The organism is Streptomyces sp. NPDC094448 (assembly GCF_044763775.1).
In the GTDB taxonomy this organism is placed as follows: Bacteria; Actinomycetota; Actinomycetes; order Streptomycetales; family Streptomycetaceae; genus Streptomyces.
The window spans coordinates 190,730-214,363 of record NZ_JBIWGU010000003.1 but is presented as its reverse complement, the minus strand read 5'-3'; the positions used below and the strand labels follow the sequence as shown (position 1 = coordinate 214,363).

Genomic DNA, 23,634 nt, shown 5'->3' with positions numbered 1-23,634 from the left:
ACCACGCCCAGGGCGCCGAGCTGTATCTGTCCTCGGCGGGCCTGCGCCCGCTGGAGCGGGCCGAGGGCATCGCCCTCTTCGAACAACTCCTGGCCGGAGAGGCACCCCAGCAGATCGTCATGACCGGCGACCCGGACCGGATCCACCGGCTGCTCGGCACCGGGCCGGACCCCTCCGTTCCCCCGCCCGCCGCGCCCTCCGTCCCCGCCGCCCGCCCCGGCGGCCCGGCGCCTTCCGCCCGGCCGGAGGCACCCCCGGCCTCGGCGGCCACCGAGACAGTCACGGAAACGGAATACGTGGACCTCGACGGCAGGGTCCTGACGGACCTCGAAACGATGATCGCCGATACCCTCCGGGTCCCCCGGGACCAGATCCACGCCGACGAGAACCTCTCCCGGCTCGGCTTCGACTCGGTCGCCCTGGCCCGGCTGGCCCTGCTGCTGGGCCGGCATTTCGCGATCGAGGTGCTGCCCTCGGTCTTCTTCTCCCACCCGACGCCGCAGAAGCTGGTGGCACATCTGACCGCGGACCATACGGAGGCCCTGCGCCGCCACTACACCCGGACGGAACCCGCCGCCCCGTCCCCCCTCGCGCCCCCCGCCGCGGCGGCTGCCCCAGCGGACACCGGACCGGAACCTGAGTCCATCGCCATCGTCGGCATGAGCGGCCGCTTCCCCGGCGCCCGCTCCGTCGACGAGTTCTGGCGGATCCTCGCCCGCGGCGAGGATGCCCTCACCTCCGTGCCCGGGGACCGGCGCGCCGACTGGGGCGAACTGGACCCCACCGCACAGGACCGCGTCCGCGCCGGATTCCTCCCCGGCGTCGCCGAGTTCGACCCCGCTTTCTTCGAGATCTCGCCGCGCGAGGCACGCACCATGGACCCGCGCCAGCGACTCCTGCTCCAGGAGGCGTGGCGCGCCCTGGAGGACGCCGGATACGGAGAGGAGCGGCTGCGCTCCGGAGCGGTCGGCATGTTCGTCGGCGCCGAACAGGGCGACTACCTCCAGCTGACCGGCGGAGAGGGCGGCATCACCGCCCAGCATGAGGCGATCATGGCCTCGCGGCTGGGCTATCTCCTTGACTTCTCCGGCCCGGTGCTCGCCGTCAACACCGCCTGCTCCTCCGGCCTCGCCGCCGCCCACCAGGCCTGCGCAGCCCTGCGCGTCGGCGAGTGCGACACCGCCGTGGCCGCGGCGGTGAACCTGACCACGACCTCCCGGGTGTTCACCGAGACCGGCCGGGCCGGAATGCTCTCGGAGAGCGGTGTTCTGCGCGCTTTCGACGCACGGGCCGACGGCATGCTCCTCGGCGAGGCCGTCGTCACCCTCGTCCTCAAGCGCCTCTCCCGGGCCGAGGCGGACGGTGACCGCGTCCTCGCCGTCATCCGCGGCAGCGGCATGAACTACGACGGCAGGACCAACGGCATCACCGCCCCCAGCGGCGCCGCCCAGACCCGGCTCTACGAAGGCGTCCACCGGCGCCACGGCATCGACCCCGGCCGCATCGGGCACATCGTCGCCCATGGCACCGGCACCCGCCTCGGCGACCCCGTCGAGGTGAACGCCCTCAACGAGGCGTTCACCCGGCGCACCGACGGCACCGGCTTCTGCGCACTCACCTCGGTGAAGGGCAACGTCGGACACACCCTGGCCGCCTCCGGCCTGGTCAGCCTGGTTGCCCTCGTCCAGTCGCTGCGCCACGGCGTCATCCCGGCGAGCCCGCACTGCGAGCAGGACAGCGACTACATCGCCTGGAAGAACAGCCCCTTCTACATCAACAAGACGGCCCGGCCGTGGCCGGCCGGCCCCACGGGGACCCGGCTCGGAGCCGTCAGCTCCTTCGGGATGAGCGGCACCAACGTCCACATGGTCGTGGAGAGCCGCCCCGAAGCCCCGCGTCCGCCCGCCGAGGCCGCCACGGCCCGGCTGCTGCTCCTCTCCGCGAAGACCCCCCCTGCCCTGGACGAGCGGATCAGGGAGCTGCGCCGGGCCCTCACCCGGGACGGCGAGGCCGGCGGCGAGCCGCCGGCACTCGGCGACACCGCCTACACCCTGCTTGCCGGGCGCCACCACTTCGCCCACCGCTGCGCGCTCGTCGTCGGCGACCACGAGGACGCCCTCGCGGTGCTGGCGGCCGCCGAGAGCGGGGAGGACGGGCCCGCTGTCCGCCGCGGCGAGGTGTCGCGCGGCACGGACCGCGCGCTCCTCGGCATCCAGGTCGGGGCACTCCTCGGCGGGCTCGCCGAGCCCGGCCTTCCGGCGGCCCGCCAGTCCGGCATCCTGAGGGCCCTGGCCGATCTGTACTGCCAGGGCGCCGTCCCGGAGTGGCCCGCCCTCTTCACGGGCGAGGAGCCGCGCCTCACCGCGCTGCCCGGCTACCCCTTCGCCCGCACCCGGCACTGGAGCACCGACGACCGGCCCGCGCCCGCACTTGCGCCCTCGGCCGCGTCCGTGCCGCGGGTCCCTGCCGCCGAGCCGGCCCGGAGCGGCGGGGGCGGTGTGCCCGGTGGCCGGCCGCCGGTCGTGCTGCGCAGCCCGGACGAGCCGGCCGCGACAGCCCGGCCCGTGCCGGGGAAGCCGCGCAACCTCGTTCTGGGCGCTCTGGACCCCGGCCCTGCGGCCTTCGCCGCCATTCCCCCTGCCGCCGTCCCCGCTGTATCCGCCCCCGCTCCGGAGCCCGCTCCGGTCGCCGTGCCCCGGCCCGCCGCCGGGCGGCCGGTCGTCCCCCTGAGCACGCTGCGCCAAGAGCTCCGGGCGGGCCTCGCGGAGGTGCTGTACGTTCCCGAGGACGAGATCGACATCAGCCGCAACTTCATCGAGCTGGGACTCGACTCCATCGTCGGCGTCGAATGGGTCAAGGCCCTCAACAAGCGGTACGGGCTGACGCTCGCCGCGGCCCGGCTCTACGACCACCCGTCCGTGAAGGAGTTCGCCGACTTCCTCCGCGGCGAGCTGGTGGCCGCCGCCCCGCCCGCGACGGATACCACCGGTGCCACTGGTCCCGGCCCGGACCTTGCGGCGCAGCGGCGGCCGGAGCTTGTGGCACCGGCCGCGCCCGAGCCCGTGCCGGGGACGCCGTCCGTGCCCGCTCCCGCGTCCGGGACATCCACGGTGCCGGAGCCCGCCCCCCGGCCCGCCCGCTGCCGTTCCCGGCTCGTCGCCGAGCTGCGCGACAGCCTCGCCGATGCCCTGTTCCTCGAACCCGGCGAGATCGACGCCCGCAGCGACTTCGTCGAACTGGGCATGGACTCGATCATCGGCGCCGAGTGGGTGAAGTCGGTCAACAAGGCTTACGGCACCGCGCTCTCCGCGACCCGGCTCTACGACTATCCGACCCTGCGGGAACTCGCGGCGTACCTGGAGCCGCAGATCCCCGCGGACGACGCCGCCGAGCCCGCCGAGCCCGCCGAGCCCGCTGAGCCCCCGGCCCCGGCGCCTGCCGAGCCCGCCGAGCCCCCGGCGCCCCCCGCACCCCCCGCGCCCGCCCCGCGGGGGGACGCCCCGAGGCCGGTCCGTCCGGGCGACCGCGCCGCAGTCATCGGCATGTCCGGGCGCTACCCGGATGCCCGTAACCTGCGTGAGTACTGGGCCAATCTGCGCGACGGCCGCGACTCGGTCCGGGAGGTGCCCCCCTCCCGCTGGGACGTGGCCCGCCACTACGATCCCCGGCCCGGCGTCCGCGGCAGGACCGGCTGCAAGTGGATGGGCCACCTCGACGACGCCGACTGCTTCGACCCGCTGTTCTTCAACATCTCGCCCGCCGAGGCGGAGGGACTCGACCCGCAGCAGCGGCTCTTCCTCCAGGAGGCATACCGGGCCTTCGAGGACGCCGGATACGATCCGCGTTCCCTGAGCAGGAAGAAGTGCGGCGTCTTCCTGGGGGTCAGCGGCAGCGAGTACAGCTTCCTCGTCTTCCGCGAAGGTGGCGGCTCCGGCGCCGCCACCAGCGGCAGCAATGCCATCGCCGCCGCCCGCATCGCCTACTTCCTCAACCTCAAGGGCCCGGCGATCGCCCTCGACACCGCCTGCTCCTCCTCGCTGGTCGCGCTCCACCTTGCCCAGCAGGCCCTGGCGGCCGGGGAGATCGACATCGCGCTCGTCGGCGGTGTCTCCCTGTACCTCCTCCCGGACACCTACATCGGCATGTCCGAGGCCGGCATGCTCTCGCCGCAGGGCCGCTGCCGCTCCTTCGACAACGCGGCCGACGGGTTCGTCCCCGGCGAGGGCGTCGGCGCCCTGGTCCTCAAGCGACTCGCCGACGCCGAGGCGGACCACGACCACATCCACGGAGTGCTCCTGGCGTCGGGAACCAACCAGGACGGCAAGACCAACGGCATCACCGCCCCCAGTGCCGGCAGCCAGATGGACCTGGTGCGCACGGTCTACGACCGTTACGGCGTCGATGCCGCCTCCATCGGCTATGTCGAGATGCACGGCACCGGCACCAAGCTGGGCGACCCCATCGAACTGGAGGCCCTGGACACGGTCTACCGCGAGCGCGGCGTCCCGGCCGGGTCCTGCGTCATCGGCTCGGTCAAGAGCAACATCGGGCACACCTCGGCCGCCGCCGGAGTCGCCGGCGTCCAGAAGGTGCTCCTCGGGATGCGCCACGGCCGGTTCGTGCCGTCGCTGCACTTCGAGACGCCCAACGAACACTTCGCCTTCGACCAGTCCCCCCTCCGGGTCGGCACCGGCCTCGAACCCTGGCCGCCACGGGACGGGTACGGGCTGCGCCGCGCCGCGGTCAGCTCGTTCGGATTCAGCGGAACCAACGCCCATGTGGTGCTTGAGGAGTATCGCCATGCGTGACACCAGTGCGGGGACCGCACCTCCGGCCGTCGTGATCATCCTGTCGGCGCTGACGGAGGCGCAGCTGGACGACACGGCACGCAACCTGCTCGCCTTTCTGGGTGAGGAGCCCGCCCTCGACCTCACCAATCTGGCCTTCTCGCTCCAGGTCGGCCGGGCCCCGCTGGAGTTCCGGCTGGCCTTCGTGGCCGACTCGGTGGAGTCCGTCACCCGGGGGCTCGACGCGCATCTGCGGGAGAGCGGCCCGAGCGGCTCCGCCGCGCCCGAGGCGGACGGGCTCTTCCGCGGCCGGGTGCCGGAGCCGCTGACCTGGGAGGAGCAGGACGAGGAGCAGCGGGACCTGATCGGCTCGCTGACCACCGCCGGGGACCTCGCCGGACTCGCGCGGGCCTGGGCCGAGGGCGCGGCGGCCGACTGGCCGCGGCTGTACGCGCCGCACCGGCCGTACCGGATCCCCCTGCCCACCTATCCGTTCGCCCGGGAGCGGTACTGGGCCGGGCAGCGTCGCGCAGCGCCGGCGGCCGACACCCCCGCACCCGGGCCGGCAACTGCCGTTCCGGCCTCCGTCGCAGGTGCACACCCGCCGGCGCTCCGGGCCGCCGCCGCGCCCGGCCCTGGAGTGCGGCGCTACACCGCCACGTTCACCGGTGAGGAGCCCGTGCTCGCCGGACACCGGGTGGGAGGCGCGCGGATGCTGCCCGGCACCGCATATCTGGAGTTGGCCCTCGCGGCGTTCGCCGGCGCCGGATCGGCGACCGTGGCGGGCGCTGTCCTCACCGACGTGGTCTGGGTCCGCCCGTTCACCGTCGGCGGGCATGCGCGTGATCTCCATATCGAACTGCGGCCCGCGGCGGCGGGCGCCGTGCGCTTCGACGCTCTCGCCGCGGAGCCCGGCGCCGGGGGCGCGGCGGATGCCGCCGGACCCCTCGTCGTGCACTGCACCGGCACGATCGCCCCGTACGACACCGGTACCGTCGCCGACGCCGGGATCCTCGATCTGGCCCGGCTGCGGGAGGAGTGCGCGGGGCGGCGGACCGACGCCCCGGAGATCTACGCGGCGTTCCGTGCGGCCGGGATCGACTACGGGGACGCCTTCCGTGGCATCGCCCGTCTGCTCGCGGGCCGGGAGCAGGTCCTCGGCCGGCTGGAGCCCCCCGCGTCCGCGGACGCGGACGTCTGTCGGCTCTCCCCGTATCTGATGGACGCGGCGTTCCAGACCCTCGTGGGGATGCCCGCCCCCGGCGCGGACACCGGCTCCGGCCATCGCTCCGACCACGGCATCGGCCTCGCCGCCGGCCGGACGGAGCCCGCGCCCGTGCCCTTCGGGGTCGACCGGGTCGAGGTGACCGGCACCCCGTCCGCCGTCCGCTGGGTGTGGGCCCGGCCCGCCGGCGGCGGAGCGGAGAACGCCGGACGCCGCTTCGACCTCGATCTGTGTGACGATGACGGCGCGGTTCAGGTACGGGTGCGGGGCTTCGAGGCCCGGACGCCCCGCCCGCACCGCACGGCGGAGCCCGCCGCTACCGCGCAGGACCCCGCCGCGGAGACCGGACGCGTCCCCGCCGCGCCCGCGGCCGGCCAGGTGCTCGCCGTCCCGTACTGGCGCCCTGCCGCCCTGCCCGTGCCGGAGCCCGGCGCCGTCCGCGCGGAGCGGGCCGTCGTCTTTGCCGAGGATGGCCTGCTTCCGGCGGACGCCGCGACGGGCCCCGGGTGCGAGGTCCTGACGCTCACCTCCCCGTCCTCCGCGCCCGACGCCCGCTATACCGACTACGCGCTCCAGGTGTTCGAGCGGACACGGGAGCTGCTGGGCGACGCCGGCGGCGCGGCGGTCGCCGTCCAGATCCTGCTGGCCGACGCTCCCGAGTCCCGGCTGTGGGGCGGCCTCGGCGCGCTGCTGAGGACCGCCGCCCTGGAGAACCCCCGGATCACCGGGCAGGTCGTGTTCGTCGACGGGATCCCCGCCGGGGAGCGGATCGCCCTCCTCGCCGCCGAGCGGTGGCACGGCGCCGACGGCACGGTCCGGCACCGTCCCGGCCGGCGCGAGGTGCTGTCCTGGCGCGAGGAGCGGGAGGAGCCGGCGGCACCGGGGGCGGGTACGCCCTGGCGGACCGGCGGCGTCTACCTGATCACCGGTGGTCTCGGTGGTCTCGGGCGCATCCTCGCGGAGGAGATCGCCGCTCAGGTGACGGACGCCACCCTCGTCCTCGTCGGCCGGTCCCCGGAGAGCGGGCGCTCGCGGCGGATCGTGGACGGGCTCCGCTCGTCCGGCGCCCGGGTCGTGTACGCCCCCCTCGATGTGACCGACCCGGCCGGCGTCCGCGCGCTGGTCGACCGGATCCTCGGCGAATACGGTTCCCTGCACGGGGTGGTCCATGCCGCAGGCGTGATCGAGGACGGCTTCATCCTGCGGAAGTCCGCCCGGACGTTCCGGGCCGTCCTGGCCCCGAAGGTGACCGGGCTGGTCTGCCTCGACAGGGCGACGAGCGCGATCGACCTGGACTTCTTCGTGGCCTTCTCCTCCGGCGCCGCCGTCACCGGCAACGTCGGACAGGCCGACTACGCGACGGCGAACGCCTTCATGGACGCCTTCGCCGGATACCGCCGGGGCTTGGTGGACGCAGGGCGGCGGCGCGGTCGCACCCTCTCGGTCGACTGGCCGCTGTGGGCGGAGGGCGGCATGAGGGCCGACCCCGGCACCGAGGTGAGGCTGCGCGACCGCTACGGCATCGCCCTGCTGGACCGCGCCGACGGGCTGCGGGCCCTCGCCCACGGCCTGCGGACGCCCCATCACCACATGCTCGTCGCCGCGGGCGACGTGGCCCGGATCAGGCACGCCCTGACGACGCATCGAGCCGGTGAGGACACAGGACCCATGAGCACAGATCTTCCCGGCAGGACGTACGGGGGAGCCGGCGAGGCCCTGACGGACCGGGCCGTCGCCTATGTCGCCTCCCTGCTGTCACGGGTGCTGAAGGTGCCCGCGCACCGGCTCGATCCGGGGCTCCCGCTGGAGCGCTACGGCATCGACTCCGTGACGGCCATGAACCTCACCGCCGAGCTGGAGGCGGTCTTCGGAGAGCTGCCGAAGACCCTGTTCTTCGAGCACCGGGACATCGGGGCCGTCGGCCGCCATCTGCTCGGCACGCACGGCGGCCGGATGCGCGAACTCCTCGGCACGGCCCCTGCCGCACCCCAGGAGCCGCCGACCGCCCCCGTGTCCGGCTCCGCTCCGGCGCCCCGGAGCGCCCAGCGGCCGACCGTCCCCGCAGCTCCCGTCCCTCCCGCCGCCTCCGCCGGCCGTACCGGCTCCGACGTCGTCGACGTCGCCGTCATCGGCATCGGCGGACGCTATCCGCAGGCCGCGAACCTGCGGGAGTTCTGGCGCAATCTGGCCGCGGGCCGCGACAGCGTCACCGAGGTCCCCGCGGACCGCTGGGATCACGGCGCCTACTACGACGCGGACCGTTCGAGGCCCGGCACCACCTACTCCAAGTGGGGCGGCTTCCTCGACGACGCCGATGCGTTCGACCCGCTCTTCTTCTCCATGTCGCCGCGTGAGGCCGAGGTCACCGACCCCCAGGAGCGGCTGTTCCTGGAGTGCGTCTACGAGACCCTTCAGGACGCGGGGTACACCCGCCGCGACGCGGCCGGCCATGACCCGCACGGCGTCGAGGGGAACGTCGGCGTGTTCGTCGGCGCCATGTACGACGAGTACCAGCTGTACGGGGCGACCGAGCAGGCCATGGCCTCCGGCAGGGTGATCCCGGGCAACGCGGCCGGGATAGCCAACCGTGTGTCCTACTTCTGCGACTGGCACGGCCCCAGCATGACCGTCAAGACGATGTGCTCCTCATCGCTGACGGCCCTCCACCTCGCCTGCCAGAGCCTCCGGCTCGGTGACTGCAGGACGGCTGTCGCGGGCGGCGTCAATCTCTCCCTCCACCCCAACAAGTACCTGCTGCTGGGCCAGACCGGCTTCGTGTCGGGCAAGGGCCGCTGCGAGAGCTTCGGCCGCGGGGGCGAGGGCTATGTGCCCGGCGAGGGCGTGGGCGCTGTACTGCTCAAGCCGCTCGACCGGGCCGTCGCCGACAACGACCGGATCTACGGCGTCATCAAGGCGACCGCTCTCAACCACGGCGGCCGGACCAACGGCTACACCGTCCCCGACCCGAACGCACAGAGCCGGGTGATCGCCCGCGCTCTGGACCGGGCGGGCGTCGACGCCCGCGCCGTGAGCTATGTGGAGGCGCACGGCACCGGCACCTCGCTCGGCGACCCGATCGAGATCGCCGGTCTGACCAAGGCGTTCTCCCGTCACACCGAGGACCGGCAGTACTGCGCGATCGGCTCGGTCAAGAGCAACATCGGCCATGCCGAGAGCGCCGCGGGCATCTCCGCCCTCACCAAGGTGCTGCTCCAGATGCGGCACGGTCAACTCGTGCCCTCGCTCCACTCGGAGGTGCTGAACCCGCACATCGACTTCGGCGGGACCCCGTTCCGGGTCCAGCGCGAGACTGCCGAATGGCGGCGGCCGGTGCTCGACACGCCCGATGGGCCGCGGGAGTACTCCAGGATCGCCGGGGTGTCGTCGTTCGGCGCGGGCGGCTCGAACGCCCATGTCATCGTGGAGGAGTACACACCGGCCGGCCGGGCCGAGCAGGCCGCCCCGGCGCGAACGCCGCTGGGCTCGGTCGTCGTGCTCTCCGCCCGCACCCCCGACCAGCTCCGCGAGCAGGCCCGGCGGCTGCTGGAGTGGGCGCGGGAGGAGCGCATCGAGGACGCGGATGTGCCCGGTATCGCGCTCACCCTCCAGGTGGGCCGCGAACACTTCGACGAGCGCCTGGCGTTCACTGCGGACTCCGCCGCCGAACTCCTCGCCCGGCTGGGTGGACAGGCGGAGGGCGAGGACGACCCGGAGGTGTACCGGGGCCGGGTCAACCGCGCCGGGGGCGCCGTGTCCTTCCTCGCCGACGACGAGGACATGGCCCACACCGTCGAGGCGTGGGTGCGCAAGGGGAAGTTCGGAAAGCTCCTCGAACTGTGGGTGAACGGGCTGGACGTGCCGTGGCGGCGCTCCTATCCGGACCCGCTGCCCGCCCGGGTCTCCCTGCCCGCGTATCCGTTCGCCCGGAAGCGGTTCCGGCCGCCGGCCGCCTCGGCCCCGGCCGTCCCCGCCCCTTCCGCCGGGGCGGCGAGCCCCGCCGTTCCCGCGGTCTCCGCTGTTCCCGCCGTCGCGCCCGCCCCCGCCCGGCCCGCCGCCCCGGCGGCAGCCGTCGCTCCGTCAGCGGAGGCTGCGCGGGCCGTCGGCAAGCCGCGCGGCATCGGACTCGTCCCCCTGGGCGGCGGATCCGCCGCCGCCCCTCCGGCGACGACTCCTGCTCCTGCTCCCGAGCGCCGCCCCGCGCCCGCCGTGGCCCTGACGCCGGTGGCTGCTCCCGTCGCCGCACCTGTTGCCGGGCCCGCGCCCGTCCCGGCTCCGGAACAGCTCATCGGCGAGCTGAGCGCGAGCCTGGCCGAGGCCCTGTACATGGCGGAGGAGGAGGTCGATCCGGACGTCAACTTCACCGACCTGGGGCTCGATTCGATCGTCGGCGTGGAGTGGGTCAAGGTCATCAACAGGCGGTACGGGCTGGAGCTGGCCGCCACCCGGCTCTACGACACCCCCACCGTGCGGCAGCTGGCGGACCACCTGAGGACGCTGCCGCCCGCCGCGCCGGCACCCGTGCCGACCATGGCACCGGCTGTACCGGCTGTACCGGCTGTACCGGCAGCGCCCGAGCCGCCGACCGCGGCAGAAGCGCCGACCGCTGCAGAAGCGGCGACCGGCCCCGCCGCCGCTGTTCCGTCCGCTGCGGAGATCGCGGCCGGACTGCTGAGCACCCTCGCCGAGGCCCTGTACGTCGAAGAGGCGGAGCTGGACCCAGACGTCAACTTCACCGACTTCGGCCTGGACTCGATCGTCGGCGTGGAGTGGGTCAAAGTCATCAACAGGCGGTACGGGCTGGAGCTGGCCGCCACCCGGCTCTACGACCACCCCACGCTCGTGCAGCTCACCGACCACGTCCTGAAGGAGCTGGAGAAGGGAGGCGCCCCTCAGGGGCGTCCCTTTCGCGAGCTGACGGCCCCGGATCCGGCCCCGGTCGCGATCCCCGCCCCCGCCTCGGTGCCGACGCCCGCCCCCGCCGTCCTGCGGGAGACCGCGCCCGTGCCGGAGAATGCGGCGGCCGCCGCTCCGGCCCGCCCCGAAGCGATCGCCGTCGTCGGCATGTCCGGCCGCTATCCGCGCTCCGCGGATCTCGACGAGTACTGGGACAACCTGGTGAAGGGACGGGACTGCGTCCGTGAGATTCCCTCGTCCCGCTGGGACGTGGACGCCTACTTCGACCCGAGGCCCGGCCGCAAGGGGAAGGTCTACTGCAAGTGGATCGGGGACCTGGACGACATCGACGTCTTCGACCCGCTCTTCTTCCGGATCCCCCCGGCGGAAGCCGAGGCGATGGACCCCCAGCAGCGGCTCTTCCTCCAGGAGGCCTACCACGCCTTCGAGGACGCGGGCTACGACCCCCGCTCCCTCTCCGGGGACAAGTGCGGCGTCTATCTCGGGATCATGAGCAATGAGTACAGCGCGCTCCTGCAGAAGCAGGGCGGCGCATCGAGCGCGGCGGCCACCAGCAACAGCAACGCCATCACGGCCGCGCGCATCGCGTACTTCCTGAACCTCAAGGGTCCAGCCATCGCGCTCGACACGGCCTGCTCCTCCTCCCTCGTCGCGACCCATCTCGCCGCGCAGGCCCTGCGCGCCGGGGAGATCGACACGGCCTTGGTCGGCGGTGTCACCCTCTATCTCAGCCCCGAGGCGTATCTCGGCATGTGCGGTGCGGGGATGCTGTCGCCGCAGGGCCGCTGCAAGACCTTCGACAACGGAGCGGACGGCTTCGTCCCCGGCGAGGGCGTGGGCGCACTCGTGCTGAAGCGGCTGTCGGACGCCGTCCGTGACGGGGACCACATCCACGGGGTGCTCGTTGCCTCGGGCGTCAACCAGGACGGCCGGACCAATGGCATCACCGCGCCGAGCGCGGTCAGCCAGACCGAGCTGGTACGGGACATCTACGCCCGGCACGGCGTCGATGCCGCCTCCATCGGCTATGTCGAGATGCACGGCACCGGCACCAAGCTGGGCGACCCGATCGAGCTGGAGGCCCTGGCCACTGCCTACCGGGATCACACCGACCGGACCGGCTACTGCGCCATCGGCTCCGTGAAGACCAACCTCGGCCACACCTCCGCCGCCGCCGGCATGGCCTCCGTCCAGAAGGCGCTCCTGTGCATGCGGAACGAGCAGCTGGTGCCGACGCTGCACTTCGAGCGACCGAACGAGCACTTCGACTTCGATGCCTCGCCCTTCTACGTCAACACCGGGCTCACGTCCTGGAAGCCCGGACCGGGTGTGAAGCGGCGCGCGGCCGTCAGCGGTTTCGGCTTCAGCGGCACCAACGCCCATCTCGTCCTGGAGGAGTACGTCCACGACGGCGACACCGGAAGCGGGCGGGCGGACGCGGACATGCATACGGACGGGCGGGTCGCCGAAATCCCCCGGGTCTTCCTGCTCTCGGCGCGCAGCGAGGAGCAGCTGAGGACGTCGGCCGACCGGCTGGGACAGCATTTGCGGGCGCACCCGGGGCTTTCCCCGGCGGATGTGGCGCACACGCTCCAGCGCGGCCGGGAGGCCATGCTGTGGCGGCTCGCGGTCGTGGCCGCCGCCACCGGTGAGCTGGCGGAGCGGCTGATCCGGTTCGCCGGGGACGGCGCCGCGGAGGGCGTGCTGACCGGCCGGGCCGCCAAGGGCCGCACCGCGGCTCCGGCGGAGTCGCCGCGCCCCGGCCCGGACGGTACGCCCTCCGCGGCGGAGGCCGGGCGGCTGGCCGCGGCCTGGGTCGGCGGCGCCTCCGTCGACTGGGCTGGTCTCCAGCCGGGCGCCCGGCCCCGCCGGGTCCCGCTGCCCACCTATCCCTTCGCCCGTGAGCGCTACTGGTTCGCCGCCACGGAGGCCGAGCCCGTTCCGGCGCCCGTGTCCCCGCCGGAGGTCCCCGTACAGCCCGTTTCCCTGCCGGAGGCGCCGGACGCCCCCGCCGGGTCCCCCGGATCGAGCATCCTGCTGAAGCCCCACTGGGACGCGGTCCCGAAGCCCGTCCCTGCGCCGGACGCCCTTGCCGCGCCTCGCGGCCGCGTCGTCGTGATCGGTGGCACGCCGGAGCGGCTGGCGCAGATCCGCTCGGTCCATCCGGGCGCCGGACACCTGGTGCCGTCTGCCGCGGACACGGCCGAGAGCATCGCCGCACGGCTCGACGCCTCCGGCGACCACCTCGGGCACCTCATCTGGCCCGCCGACCACGATCCGTCGCCCGGCATTGTCGGCGACGCCGCGATCCGGGCGCAGGAGACCGGCCTGTACGCCTGCTTCCGCACCCTGAAGGCCCTCCTCTCGCTCGGCTACGGCCGGCGTCAGCTCGATATCACCCTGGTGACCGAGCGGAGCCTGCGGGTGCGGCGCTCGGACCGGGTCGACCCGACGCACGCCGGACTCCACGGCCTGCTCGGTTCCGTGGCGAAGGAGTACCCGGCCTGGAACGTCCGGCTGGCCGATGTCGAACCGGACGCCGCCTGGCCGCTGTCCGAGCTGTTCGCCCTCCCCTGCGGGGAGCCGGGCGCCGTCTGGGCGCACCGGCGCGGCCGCTGGTACCGCCAGGGCCTGCTGCCCGTCCAGGGCGCGGCCCCCGCGCCGGACAACCCGCCCGTGTACCGGCGGGGCGGCACCTATGTCGTCGTCGGCGGCGCCGGCGGGATCGGCGAGGCGTGGACCGAGCACCTGGTCCGCGACCACGGGGCGCACATCGTCTGGATCGGCCGGCGCGAGGAGGACGCGTCGATCCGTGCCAAGCTGCGCCGCCTGGGCGAGCTGGGCCCCGAGCCCCGCTATGTGCGGGCCGACGCCGCCGACCGGGCGTCCCTGGAGCGGGCGTACGCGGAGATCAAACGGACCCGTCCCATCATCCACGGAGTGATCCACTCGGCGATCGTCCTGCTCGACCGGAGCCTGGAGCGGATGGACGAGGAGCGCTTCCGCGCCGCGGTCACGGCCAAGGTCGATGTGAGCGTGCGCCTCGCCCAGGTCTTCGGGGCCGAACCGCTGGACTTCCTTCTCTTCTTCTCCTCGATGAACTCCTTCCTCAAGGCACCGGGCCAGTGCAACTACGTGGCGGGCTCGGTGTTCGAGGACGCCTGCGCCCACCGGCTCGCCGACGAGCTGCCTTTCCCCGTCAAGACGATGAACTGGGGCTACTGGGGAAGCGTCGGCATCGTCGCCTCACCGGAGTACCGGGAGCGCATGAACCGGGCCGGCGCCGCCTCGATCGAGCCGGCCGACGGCATGGCGGCCCTCGGCACCCTTCTATCCGGCACCTTCGACCAACTCGGCGTCGTCAAGGCCCACGGGGGTAACGCGTAAATGCAGCACATCATCCGGCGCGAAGTCGTCACCACCAGCCCCCGGGGCACCCGCGTCCCCCTGGAACGCCTCTGCCGGGACATCGCCGCCCGCACCACGGCCCCCGCGGCCGGACCCTCCGCGGGCACGGCCGTCGACGAGGATCTGCTGAGCCGTCTGCTGCTCGTCCAGCTCGATGCCGTCGGACTGCTCGGCCCCGCCCCCACGGCTGCGGACGGGCCCGGCTCCGCTCCACGGCTCCGGGGGGTGCTGCGGCGCTGGCTTGACGAGTCCCTGCGCCGGCTGCACGAGCGTGGCCTGCTGTCCGGCGACCCCCGGTGGCCCGTCCCCGGCCGCCCGGTGAACGCCGCGGAGACCTGGGCGGAGTGGGAGGAACGCGGCGCCGGCTGGCGGCGTGACCCCGGGCTGCGCGCCCAGGCCGTGCTGCTCGACGTCACCCTGCGCGCGCTGCCCGCCATCCTGCGCGGCGACATTCCCGCCACCGATGTGATGTTCCCCCGCTCCTCCATGGAACTGGTCGAGGGCGTCTACCGGGACAACCCCGTCTCCGATTGCTTCAACGCCGTCCTCGCGGACGCGGCGGCCGGCGTCGTGGCCGAGATCCTGCGCGCAGACCCGGCCGCCCGTGTCCGCGTCCTGGAGATCGGCGCGGGCACCGGCGGCGGCAGCGTCAAGGTCTTCGAACGGCTCCAGCCCTTCGCGGCGCAGGTCGAGACGTACACCTACACCGATCTGTCGAAGTCCTTCCTGATGCACGCGGAACGTACCTACGGGACGGGCCGCCCCTATCTCGACTACCGCGTCTTCAATGTCGAGCAGCCGATCGCCGGACAGGGCGTCGTGCCCGGCTCCTACGATCTCGTCCTCGCCACCAACGTCCTGCACGCCACCCGGGACATCCGCCGGACGCTGCGGAACGCCAAGGCCGCCCTCAAACAGCACGGCGTCCTCATCGCCAACGAGCTGTCGTCCCACTCACCCTTCACCCATCTGACCTTCGGTCTGCTCGACGGCTGGTGGCTGTACGAGGACGACGAGCTGCGCATGCCGGGCTGCCCCGGCCTCACCCCGGAGTCCTGGGAGGAGGTGCTGGACGACGAGGGATTCGCCACGGTGGCGTTCCCCGCGGCCGGTCTGCACGGACTGGGGCACCAGGTGATCGTGGCGGACAGCGACGGCGTGGTACGCCAGGAGACCGGCGACCCCGGAGACGGCGGCAAAAGCGCCGCCGCGCCCGGCGGCGGGACTGCCCGGACGCCCGTCCCCGCCCCCGTCGGGGACCGGCCCGCCCCATCCGGCACGGGGCCCGGCGGTCCGGCCGACGACGTGCTGGAACAGCACGTCAAGGAGACGATCTACGCACAGCTGAAGGCGTCCCTGAAGGTCGACCGGAGCCAGATCGGCCCGGACGACGCCTTCATGGACTACGGCATCGACTCCATCGTCGGCGTTCAGCTGATCCAGGAGATCAACCACGGCATCGGCACCGACCTCGCCACCACGGACCTCTTCGACCACGGCTCCGTCAACCAGCTCACCCGACACATTGTCGAGGCCCACCGGGACCGGGTCGCCGCCTCCCTGCCCACCGGCCCGGCCGCCGTCACCCCGCCGACCGCCCCCTTGGCCGCCGTGGCACCGTCCGGTCCCGCCGTGCCCCCCGCGCGGACCGGCACTGCCGCGGGGGGCCCCTCCCGCGAGCCCATCGCCGTCATCGGCGTCAGCGGCCGCTTCGGCGGCTCACCCGACATCGACGCGCTCTGGGAGCATCTGTCCCGGGGCGACGATCTCATCGAGCCCGTCTCGCGCTGGGACCTGTCCCGCTACCGGCCGGACGGCACCCCCGGCTGCGCGCACGGCAGCTTCATCGACGACGTCGACCGCTTCGACCCGGCGTTCTTCAACATCTCGGGTGTCGAGGCCACCTACATGGACCCGCAGCAGCGCCTCTTCCTGGAGGAGTCCTGGAAGGCACTGGAGGACGCCGGCTATGCGGGCTCCGGCACCCGGGGCCGGCGCGTCGGCGTCTACGCCGGCTGCCAGGAGAGCGGCTACGCACAGCTGTTCACGGGCTCCGGCTCGGCGCCGCCGCAGTCCATGTGGGGCAATGCCCTCTCCGCGATGCCGGCCCGGATCTCCTACCATCTGAACCTCCAGGGCCCGGCGATCGCCGTCGACACCGCCTGCTCCAGCTCCCTCGTCGCCATTCATCTCGCCTGCCAGGGGCTGTGGGGCGGCGAGACCGAGATGGCGCTGGCCGGCGGTGTGTCCGTGCAGTGCACCCCGCAGTTCTATCTGCTCGCCGGCCAGGCGGGCATGCTCTCCCCGACCGGCCGCTGCCACACCTTCGACGACCGCGCCGACGGCTTCGTCCCCGGCGAGGGCGTTGGTGTAGTGGTCCTCAAGCGGCTCTCCGAGGCCCTCGCCGACGGAGACCATATCCGCGGTGTCATCAGCGGCTCCGGCATCAACCAGGACGGGGCGTCGAACGGCATCACCGCGCCCAGTGCCGCGTCCCAGGAGCGCTTGGAGACCACCGTCTACGACTCGTTCGGGATCGATCCCGCGCACATCCAGATGGTCGAGGCACATGGCACCGGCACCAAGCTCGGCGACCCGATCGAGTACCGCGCGCTCACCCGCGCCTTCCGCCGCAGCACCGACCGGCGGGACTACTGTGCGCTCGGCTCCATCAAGTCCAACCTCGGCCACACCGTCACCGCCGCCGGCGTCGCAGGCGTGATCAAGGTGCTGCTCGCGCTGGACCACCGTCGCATCCCGCCGTCGATCAACTTCGCGACGGCGAACGGGCACATCGACATGACCGACAGCCCGTTCTATGTCAACACCGTGGACCGTCCGTGGGAGCCCGGGGGCGACGGAACCCGCCGCGCCGCGGTCAGCTCCTTCGGCGTCAGCGGAACCAACGCCCATCTGGTCATCGAGGAGGCCCCGCGGCCGTCCCCGCCCGCCGAGGACTGCGTCCCGCATCTGATCACCCTCACCGCCGGCACCGTCGCACAGCTGACCGAGCAGGTCCAGCGGCTCCTCGACCACTGCGAGCGGCGCCCCGGACTCGGCATCGGCGCCGTCGCCCACACGCTTCTCCTCGGCCGCAGACATCTCGCCCACCGCTTCGCCTGCGTCGTCCGCGACCACGACGGGCTGGTACGGGCGTTGCGAACCCGGCTCGACGGGGGCACCGCTGTCGGCGTCCACACCGGCGAGGTCCCGGCCCAGGGCCCTGACGAGCGGGCCGCCCTGCGCGGCTTCGGGGACGACTGTCTGCGGCGCGCCGCCGCCGCGGCGGACCCTGCCGTCCGGGCCGATCTGCTCGCCACCGTCGCCGACCTCTTCACCCAGGGTTATGGTCTGGACTACGCGGCCCTGTTCGCCGGGGACCGCCCCGGCCGAGTGCCGCTGCCCACCTACCCCTTCGCCCGCGACCGCTACTGGGTGCCCGAGCGCCCGCAGCCGGAGGCCGGATCGGGCCCGGCCGGGACACATCCGCTGCTGCACACCGATGTCTCCGACTTCGCCGCCCGCCGCCACCGCACCCGCTTCACCGGCGCCGAGTTCTTCCTCACCGACCACGTCGTCAAGGGACAGAAGGTGCTGCCGGGCGTCGTCTGCCTGGAGATGGCCCGCGCCGCTGCTGCCCTCGCGCTCGGCGGGCCGGAGCCCGGCGGAACCGGCGTCGCCCTGCGGAACGTCGTGTGGGCGCACCCCGTGACCGTGGGGGCGGAGCCCGTCACCCTCGTCACCTCGCTCACGGCCGCGCGCCCGGACGAGGCCGATGCGGCCGCGTACCGGATCACCGGCACGGCCCCCGACGCCGCTCCGGTCGTGCACAGCCAGGGACAGGTGGTCCGCAGGACCGCAGACCCCGGCCGGCTCGACCTGGCAGCCCTCCGGGCCGCGTGCGACCGGGCCGAGCTGACGGCGGAGCAGCTCTATCCGGCGTACGAGGCGATCGGCTTCCGCTACGGGCCCGCGCACCACGGTCTGCGGCGGCTGCACATCGGCCGCGACCAGCTCTTGGCCCGGCTGGAGCTGCCCGGTGCGGTGGCCGCCGGAGCCGACGCCTATGTGCTCCACCCGAGCCTCCTCGACGCGACCCTCCAGGCGTCGCTCGGCATGGGTCCCGCCGGGGGCGGCGCGGACGCTCTCGACGTCGCCGGCATGAAGCCCTCCCTGCCCTTCGCCCTGGACGAGCTGGACGTGCTCGGCCCCTGCCGCGAGCCGATGTGGGCCTGGATCCGGTACGGCGAGGGCTCCCGTGCCGACGGCGGCGTCTTCAAGCTCGACATCGACCTCTGTGACGACCGGGGCGAGGTCCGCGTCCGTATCCGCGGCATGTCCTACCGCGTCCTGGACGGCGAGGTCGGAGCCGCGACGGACACGGCGGCCGGAGCGGAATCCTGCCTTGCCTTCCTGCCCGAGTGGCGACCGGCGGGCTCCGCGCCCGTCGCCCCGGATCCGCTCGAACACCTGGTGCTCCTGCCCGACCGGCCCGCCCTGCCCGGCCTCGGCGCGGCGCTCGCCCGCCGCGACCCGGCGGTCCGCGTGCTGCCGCTCGCGTCCACCGCCGCCGGACCCGCCGAGCAGTACACCGAGCACACCGTGCGCCTCCTGGAACATGTCCGTGGACTCCTGGGCGGCGCACCCTCCCTGACATCCGTCCAGCTCGCGGTGGCCGACACCGGCGGAGCCCTTGCCCGCGGTCTGCTGGGTCTGCTCGCGTCGGCGCGGGCGGAGGAACCCGCTCTGCGGGTCCAGGCCGTCCTCCTCGACCCGGCCGAGAACGCCGAGCGGCAGGCGGACCGGATCGCCGAGGCCCGTCGGCACCCCGGGGACACCCTGCTGCGCTTCCGGGACGGCCGGGCCGAGGCGCTCGTCTGGCGGGAGGCCCCGGCGGCCCCGGCGGCCCCGGTGCCCTGGCGCAACGGCGGCGTCTACCTCCTCACGGGCGGCCTCGGCGGGATCGGTACCCTCGTCGCCCGCGACATGGCCGACCGGACGCGGAACGTCACCCTCGTCCTGACGGGACGCTCGCCGCTCGGCGCCGCGGGGGAGACCGTCCTCGGTGAGCTGCGCGTGCTGGGAGCCGACGCCCGGTACCTGCCCGCCGACGTCGCCGACGCGGGGGCCGTACGGACCCTGGTCGACGGGATCCTGCGCGAGCACGGCGCCCTGCACGGCATCGTCCACGCGGCCGGGGTCGTCCGGGACGGCCTGATCGGGCGCAAGACCGAGGAGGAGTGCCGCACGGTCCTCGCGCCGAAGGCGGCCGGCCTGGTCCATCTGGACGAGGCGACCCGGGACGTCCCCCTGGACTTCCTGGCGGCGTTCTCCGGTGCGGCCGGCGTGTTCGGCAACGCGGGCCAGGCCGACTATGCGGCGGCCAACGCCTTCCTCGACGCCTATACGCATCACCGCCGTGACCTGGTCGCCCGGGGCGAGCGCTCAGGTGCTTCCGTCAGCGTCGACTGGCCTCTGTGGGCCGAGGGCGGCATGCGGGTCGACGCCGCCACCGCCGCGATGATGCGCGAACGGCTGGGTATGGCCCCCATGACCTCCGCGCAGGGCCTCGCCGCCCTGTACGCCGCGCTGCACGCGCCGCACACGCAGGTCCTGGTGCTGGCGGGCGACGCCGACCGGATCCGGCAGACCCTGGCGGGTGGTGCCCCGGCTCCGCGGCCCTTGCTCGCGGCCCCGGCCGCAGTCTCCGCCGTCCCGCCGACCGCCGCGCTGCGGGGCGGCGGTCCGGTGCGCGCCGCGCTCGTCACCTACCTCAGGACGGTGCTGTCCGAGGTGATCCAGGTGCCGCCGCACCGGATCGACCCGGGGGCGCCGTTCGAGAACTTCGGCATCGACTCGGTGCTCGCGCTCTCCGTCACCAACCGGCTGGAGGCCGATTTCGGCTCCCTGTCGAAGACGCTCTTCTTTGAACACCGCAGCCTGGAGGAGCTGAGCGGCTACTTCCTGAGCGCCCATGCGGACCGGCTCGCCGCGGTCCTCGGCCTCCGCCCCGAGCCCGCCCCCGAGCCGGCCGCGGCCTCCGCTCCGGTGCCCGTGCCCGCCGTACCGGTCGGCTCGGCGGCCGCACCGGCCTCGGTCGTACCGGCCTCGGTCGTACCGGCCTCGGCCGGGAGGGCGCCCGCCGAGGACGCGATCGCCGTGATCGGTCTCTCCGGCCGCTATCCCGGGGCCGCCGACCTGGACGAGCTGTGGGAGAACCTGCTCGCCGGCCGCGACGGCGTCACCGAGGTACCCGCCGACCGCTGGGACCACAGCCGCTACTACGACCCCGAGCCGGGCCGACCCGACCGCACCCCCGCCAAGTGGGGCGGCTTCCTCGACGGCGTCGCCGACTTCGACGCGCTGTTCTTCAACATGTCGCCGCGCGAGGCCACGATCACGGACCCGCAGACACGGCTCTTCCTGGAGTGCGTGTGGAATCTCCTGGAAAGCTCCGGATACACCCGTGAGCGGCTGCGGGAGGAGCACGGGGGCGCTGTCGGTGTCTATGTCGGCGCCATGTACCAGCAGTATCAGCTGCTGGCGTCCGACCTCGCCCATGAGTCGGTCACCTCGGTGATGGGCTACAGCGCCATCGCCAACCGGGTCTCGCACTTCTTCGACCTCCAAGGCCCGAGTGTCGCCGTCGACACCACCTGCTCCTCGTCCCTGGTCGCCATCCATCTGGCGTGCGAGGAACTGCGCCGGGGCAACGCCGAGATGATGATCGCGGGCGGGGTGAATCTCACCCTCCACCCCAAGAAGTACCTGGGTCTGAGCCTGACCGGGCTCTCCGGCAGCAGCCCGGACAGCCGGGCCTTCCTCGACGGCGACGGCTTTCTCCCCGCGGAGGGCGTCGGCGCCGTGCTGCTCAAGCCGCTGTCCCGCGCCGTCCGCGACGGGGACGAGGTCCTCGCCGTCGTCCGGTCCAGCGCGACGAACCACAAGGGCCGCACCAGTGGCCCGATGGTGCCGGGTATCGAAGCACAGGCCCGGCTGATCGAGGACGGCCTGCGGCGGGCGGACGTCCATCCGCGGACCGTCGGCTATGTCGAGGCGTCGGCGAACGGCTCCCAGATGGGCGACGCGCTCGAATTCTCGGCCCTGCGGAGGGTGTTCGGTGCGCGGACGGCCGACCAGTCGTTCTGCGCCCTCGGCACCGTGAAGTGCAACCTGGGCAATGTGGAGGCCGCCTCGGGTATCGCCCAGCTCAGCAAGGTCGTTCTCCAGCTCGGTCACGGCCGGCTCGCCCCCTTCACCGGAAACGGCCCGCTCAACCCGGGTGTACAGCTCGACGGCAGCGCCTTCTATCTGCCGCAGGAGGCACAGGAATGGCGTCGTCCCGTCGTGGACGTCGACGGCCGGCCGCGGGAGTATCCGCGGCGGGCGACCATCAGCGGCTTCGGGGCGGGCGGCTCCAACGCCCATCTGGTCGTGGAGGAGTACATCCCCGCAGCCTCCGCAGCCTCCGAAGCGTCCGGCGTTCCCGAGCCCGCGTCCGCGTCGACGCCGCAGATCGTGGTGGTCTCGGCGCGGGACGACTGGCGCCTGAGGGCCGTCGTGACCCGGCTGCGGGACCATGTGGCGGCCCGTCCGGAGCTGTCCCTGCCGGACCTCGCCCACACCCTGCGGCGCGGACGCGAGGCCATGGACGCCCGGCTGGCGCTCGTGGTGAGGAGCCTTCCGGAGCTGGTCGCGGGGCTCGCCCACTATCTGGAGCAGGGCGTGGCCGACGCCCCCGTACCGCTCTTCGGCGGCGACGCCCGGCGCGGCGACGCGGACCTGGGCGACCTGCTCAGCGGACGGGCCGGGAACGCGCTGGTGCGCGAACTGCTGGGCGAGCGGAGCTGGGAGAAGCTGGCTCTGTTCTGGGCCCGCGGCGGCAGTGTGCCGTGGGAGGCGCTGCCCGCCGCCGGGCGTGCTCCGCGGATCCTGCGGTCGCTGCCGACCTACCCCTTCGACCGCCGCCGCCACTGGCTCGCCCCGCCTGCCGGCGGGGAGACCGGCGCGGCGGAGACCGCCGTCTCCGCCGTGGAGACTCCCCAGGGCCCCGTCGCCGCCCCGCGGCCGCCTGCGGGGGAGCGGATCACCGCCCTCGTCGCCGGGCTGCTCGGCATCCCGGATGACGAACTCGACCTCACGGCGCCGCTGGAGGATCTCGGCTTCAGCTCGATCCAGGCCACCCAACTGCTGCTGCGGCTCCAGACCGAGGTGGACCCGGCGGCGGATCCCGCCGCCCTGGCGGAATGCCGGACCACCGCCGAACTGCTGCGGCGCTTCGGCACCGGAGAACCGCTCGACGCTCCCCCCGCCGCCCTCCGGGGGACGGCCGCGGTCCCCCCGGTCCGGGAGGCCGTCCGGCTCAACGACCGGCGTGAGGGCCGCCCCGTGTTCTGGTTCCACGGCGGTCTCGGCGGGGTCGAGGTCTACGCCTCGATCGCCGACACCTTCCAGCGTCCCTTCTACGGGGTTCAGGCGCCTGGCTGGATGACGGACGAGGAGCCGCTGCACGGGGTTCCGGCGCTGGCGGCGCACTACGCCCGGATCATCCGCACGTTCCAGCCCGAGGGCCCGTACGACCTCGGCGGCTACTCCCTGGGCGGTCTGCTCGCCTATGAGGTGACCCGGCGGCTCCAGGAAGCGGGGGAGACGGTCGAGTCGCTGGTCATGGTGGACTCCATGTACGGCGACGAGATCAAGAAGCAGACCATGTCCCGCAAGGACATGCTCCTCCAGCAGGTCAACGCCCTGCTGTCCGCGTCGGTCCGGCCCCGGCCGCAGGACTCCGCCGCCGCGTTCATCGCGGCGGGCGAGGTCGACTGGGACCGGGACGAGCCGGCCCTCCTCGATCAGCTGCTCGCTCTCGCCGCGCGGCGCGGGCTGAAGGGCGATCCGGCCGCGGTGCGCTCCCGTGTGGAGCACCATGTGCGGGTCCAGGAGGCATATGAGGTGCTGGACTACGAGGTCCTGCCGCTGCCCCGGCCGGGGTCGGTGACCTGTTTCTACTTCCGCAACGGAAGCGGTCTGTTCTACGGCGAGCTGGAGCCCCTGTTCTCCACCCAGGAGGACGGCAAGGCCTTGGACCACGTCGAGTACTGGGCGGAGTGGCGTCGGCAGCTGCCGCACTTCCACCAGCTGGACGTGGACTCGGCGAACCACTTCGTCCTCCTCGGGGACCCGGCCTCGCTGGAGACCGTCCGCTCCTTCTGCACGCTCCTCTACAGCGGCGGGACGGACCGGCGGATCCCGGTGGCGAAGGCGTGGTTCACCCGCCGGCGCAGGGCGCGCGACGAGAAGTGA

General features: G+C 73.6%; 3 protein-coding genes (1 of these 3 running past the window's edge). All 3 read left to right on the top strand.

Translation table 11 applies throughout. The annotated features are described in order from the left end of the window. Tightly spaced (each overlapping or abutting the next), the 3 genes in view from ACIQ9E_RS07280 to ACIQ9E_RS07270 form a layout consistent with a single transcriptional unit that may run on beyond the window. On the top strand, positions 1 to 4,808 hold the 3' portion of the coding sequence (locus ACIQ9E_RS07280) for an SDR family NAD(P)-dependent oxidoreductase (RefSeq protein ID WP_403703317.1). It extends 3,757 nt beyond the left edge of the window; only the last 4,808 of its 8,565 coding nucleotides appear in the window; the start codon falls outside the window, past its left edge; the stop codon is at positions 4,806 to 4,808. Beyond that, a complete protein-coding gene (locus ACIQ9E_RS07275; protein WP_403703314.1) occupies positions 4,801 to 14,313 on the top strand; it encodes an SDR family NAD(P)-dependent oxidoreductase in 9,513 nt (3,170 codons plus the stop codon). The genes ACIQ9E_RS07280 and ACIQ9E_RS07275 overlap by 8 nt, the downstream gene beginning before the upstream one ends. After that, entirely contained in the window at positions 14,314 to 23,634 is a 9,321-nt protein-coding gene (locus tag ACIQ9E_RS07270) for an SDR family NAD(P)-dependent oxidoreductase (protein WP_403703312.1), read from the top strand. It begins immediately after the preceding gene.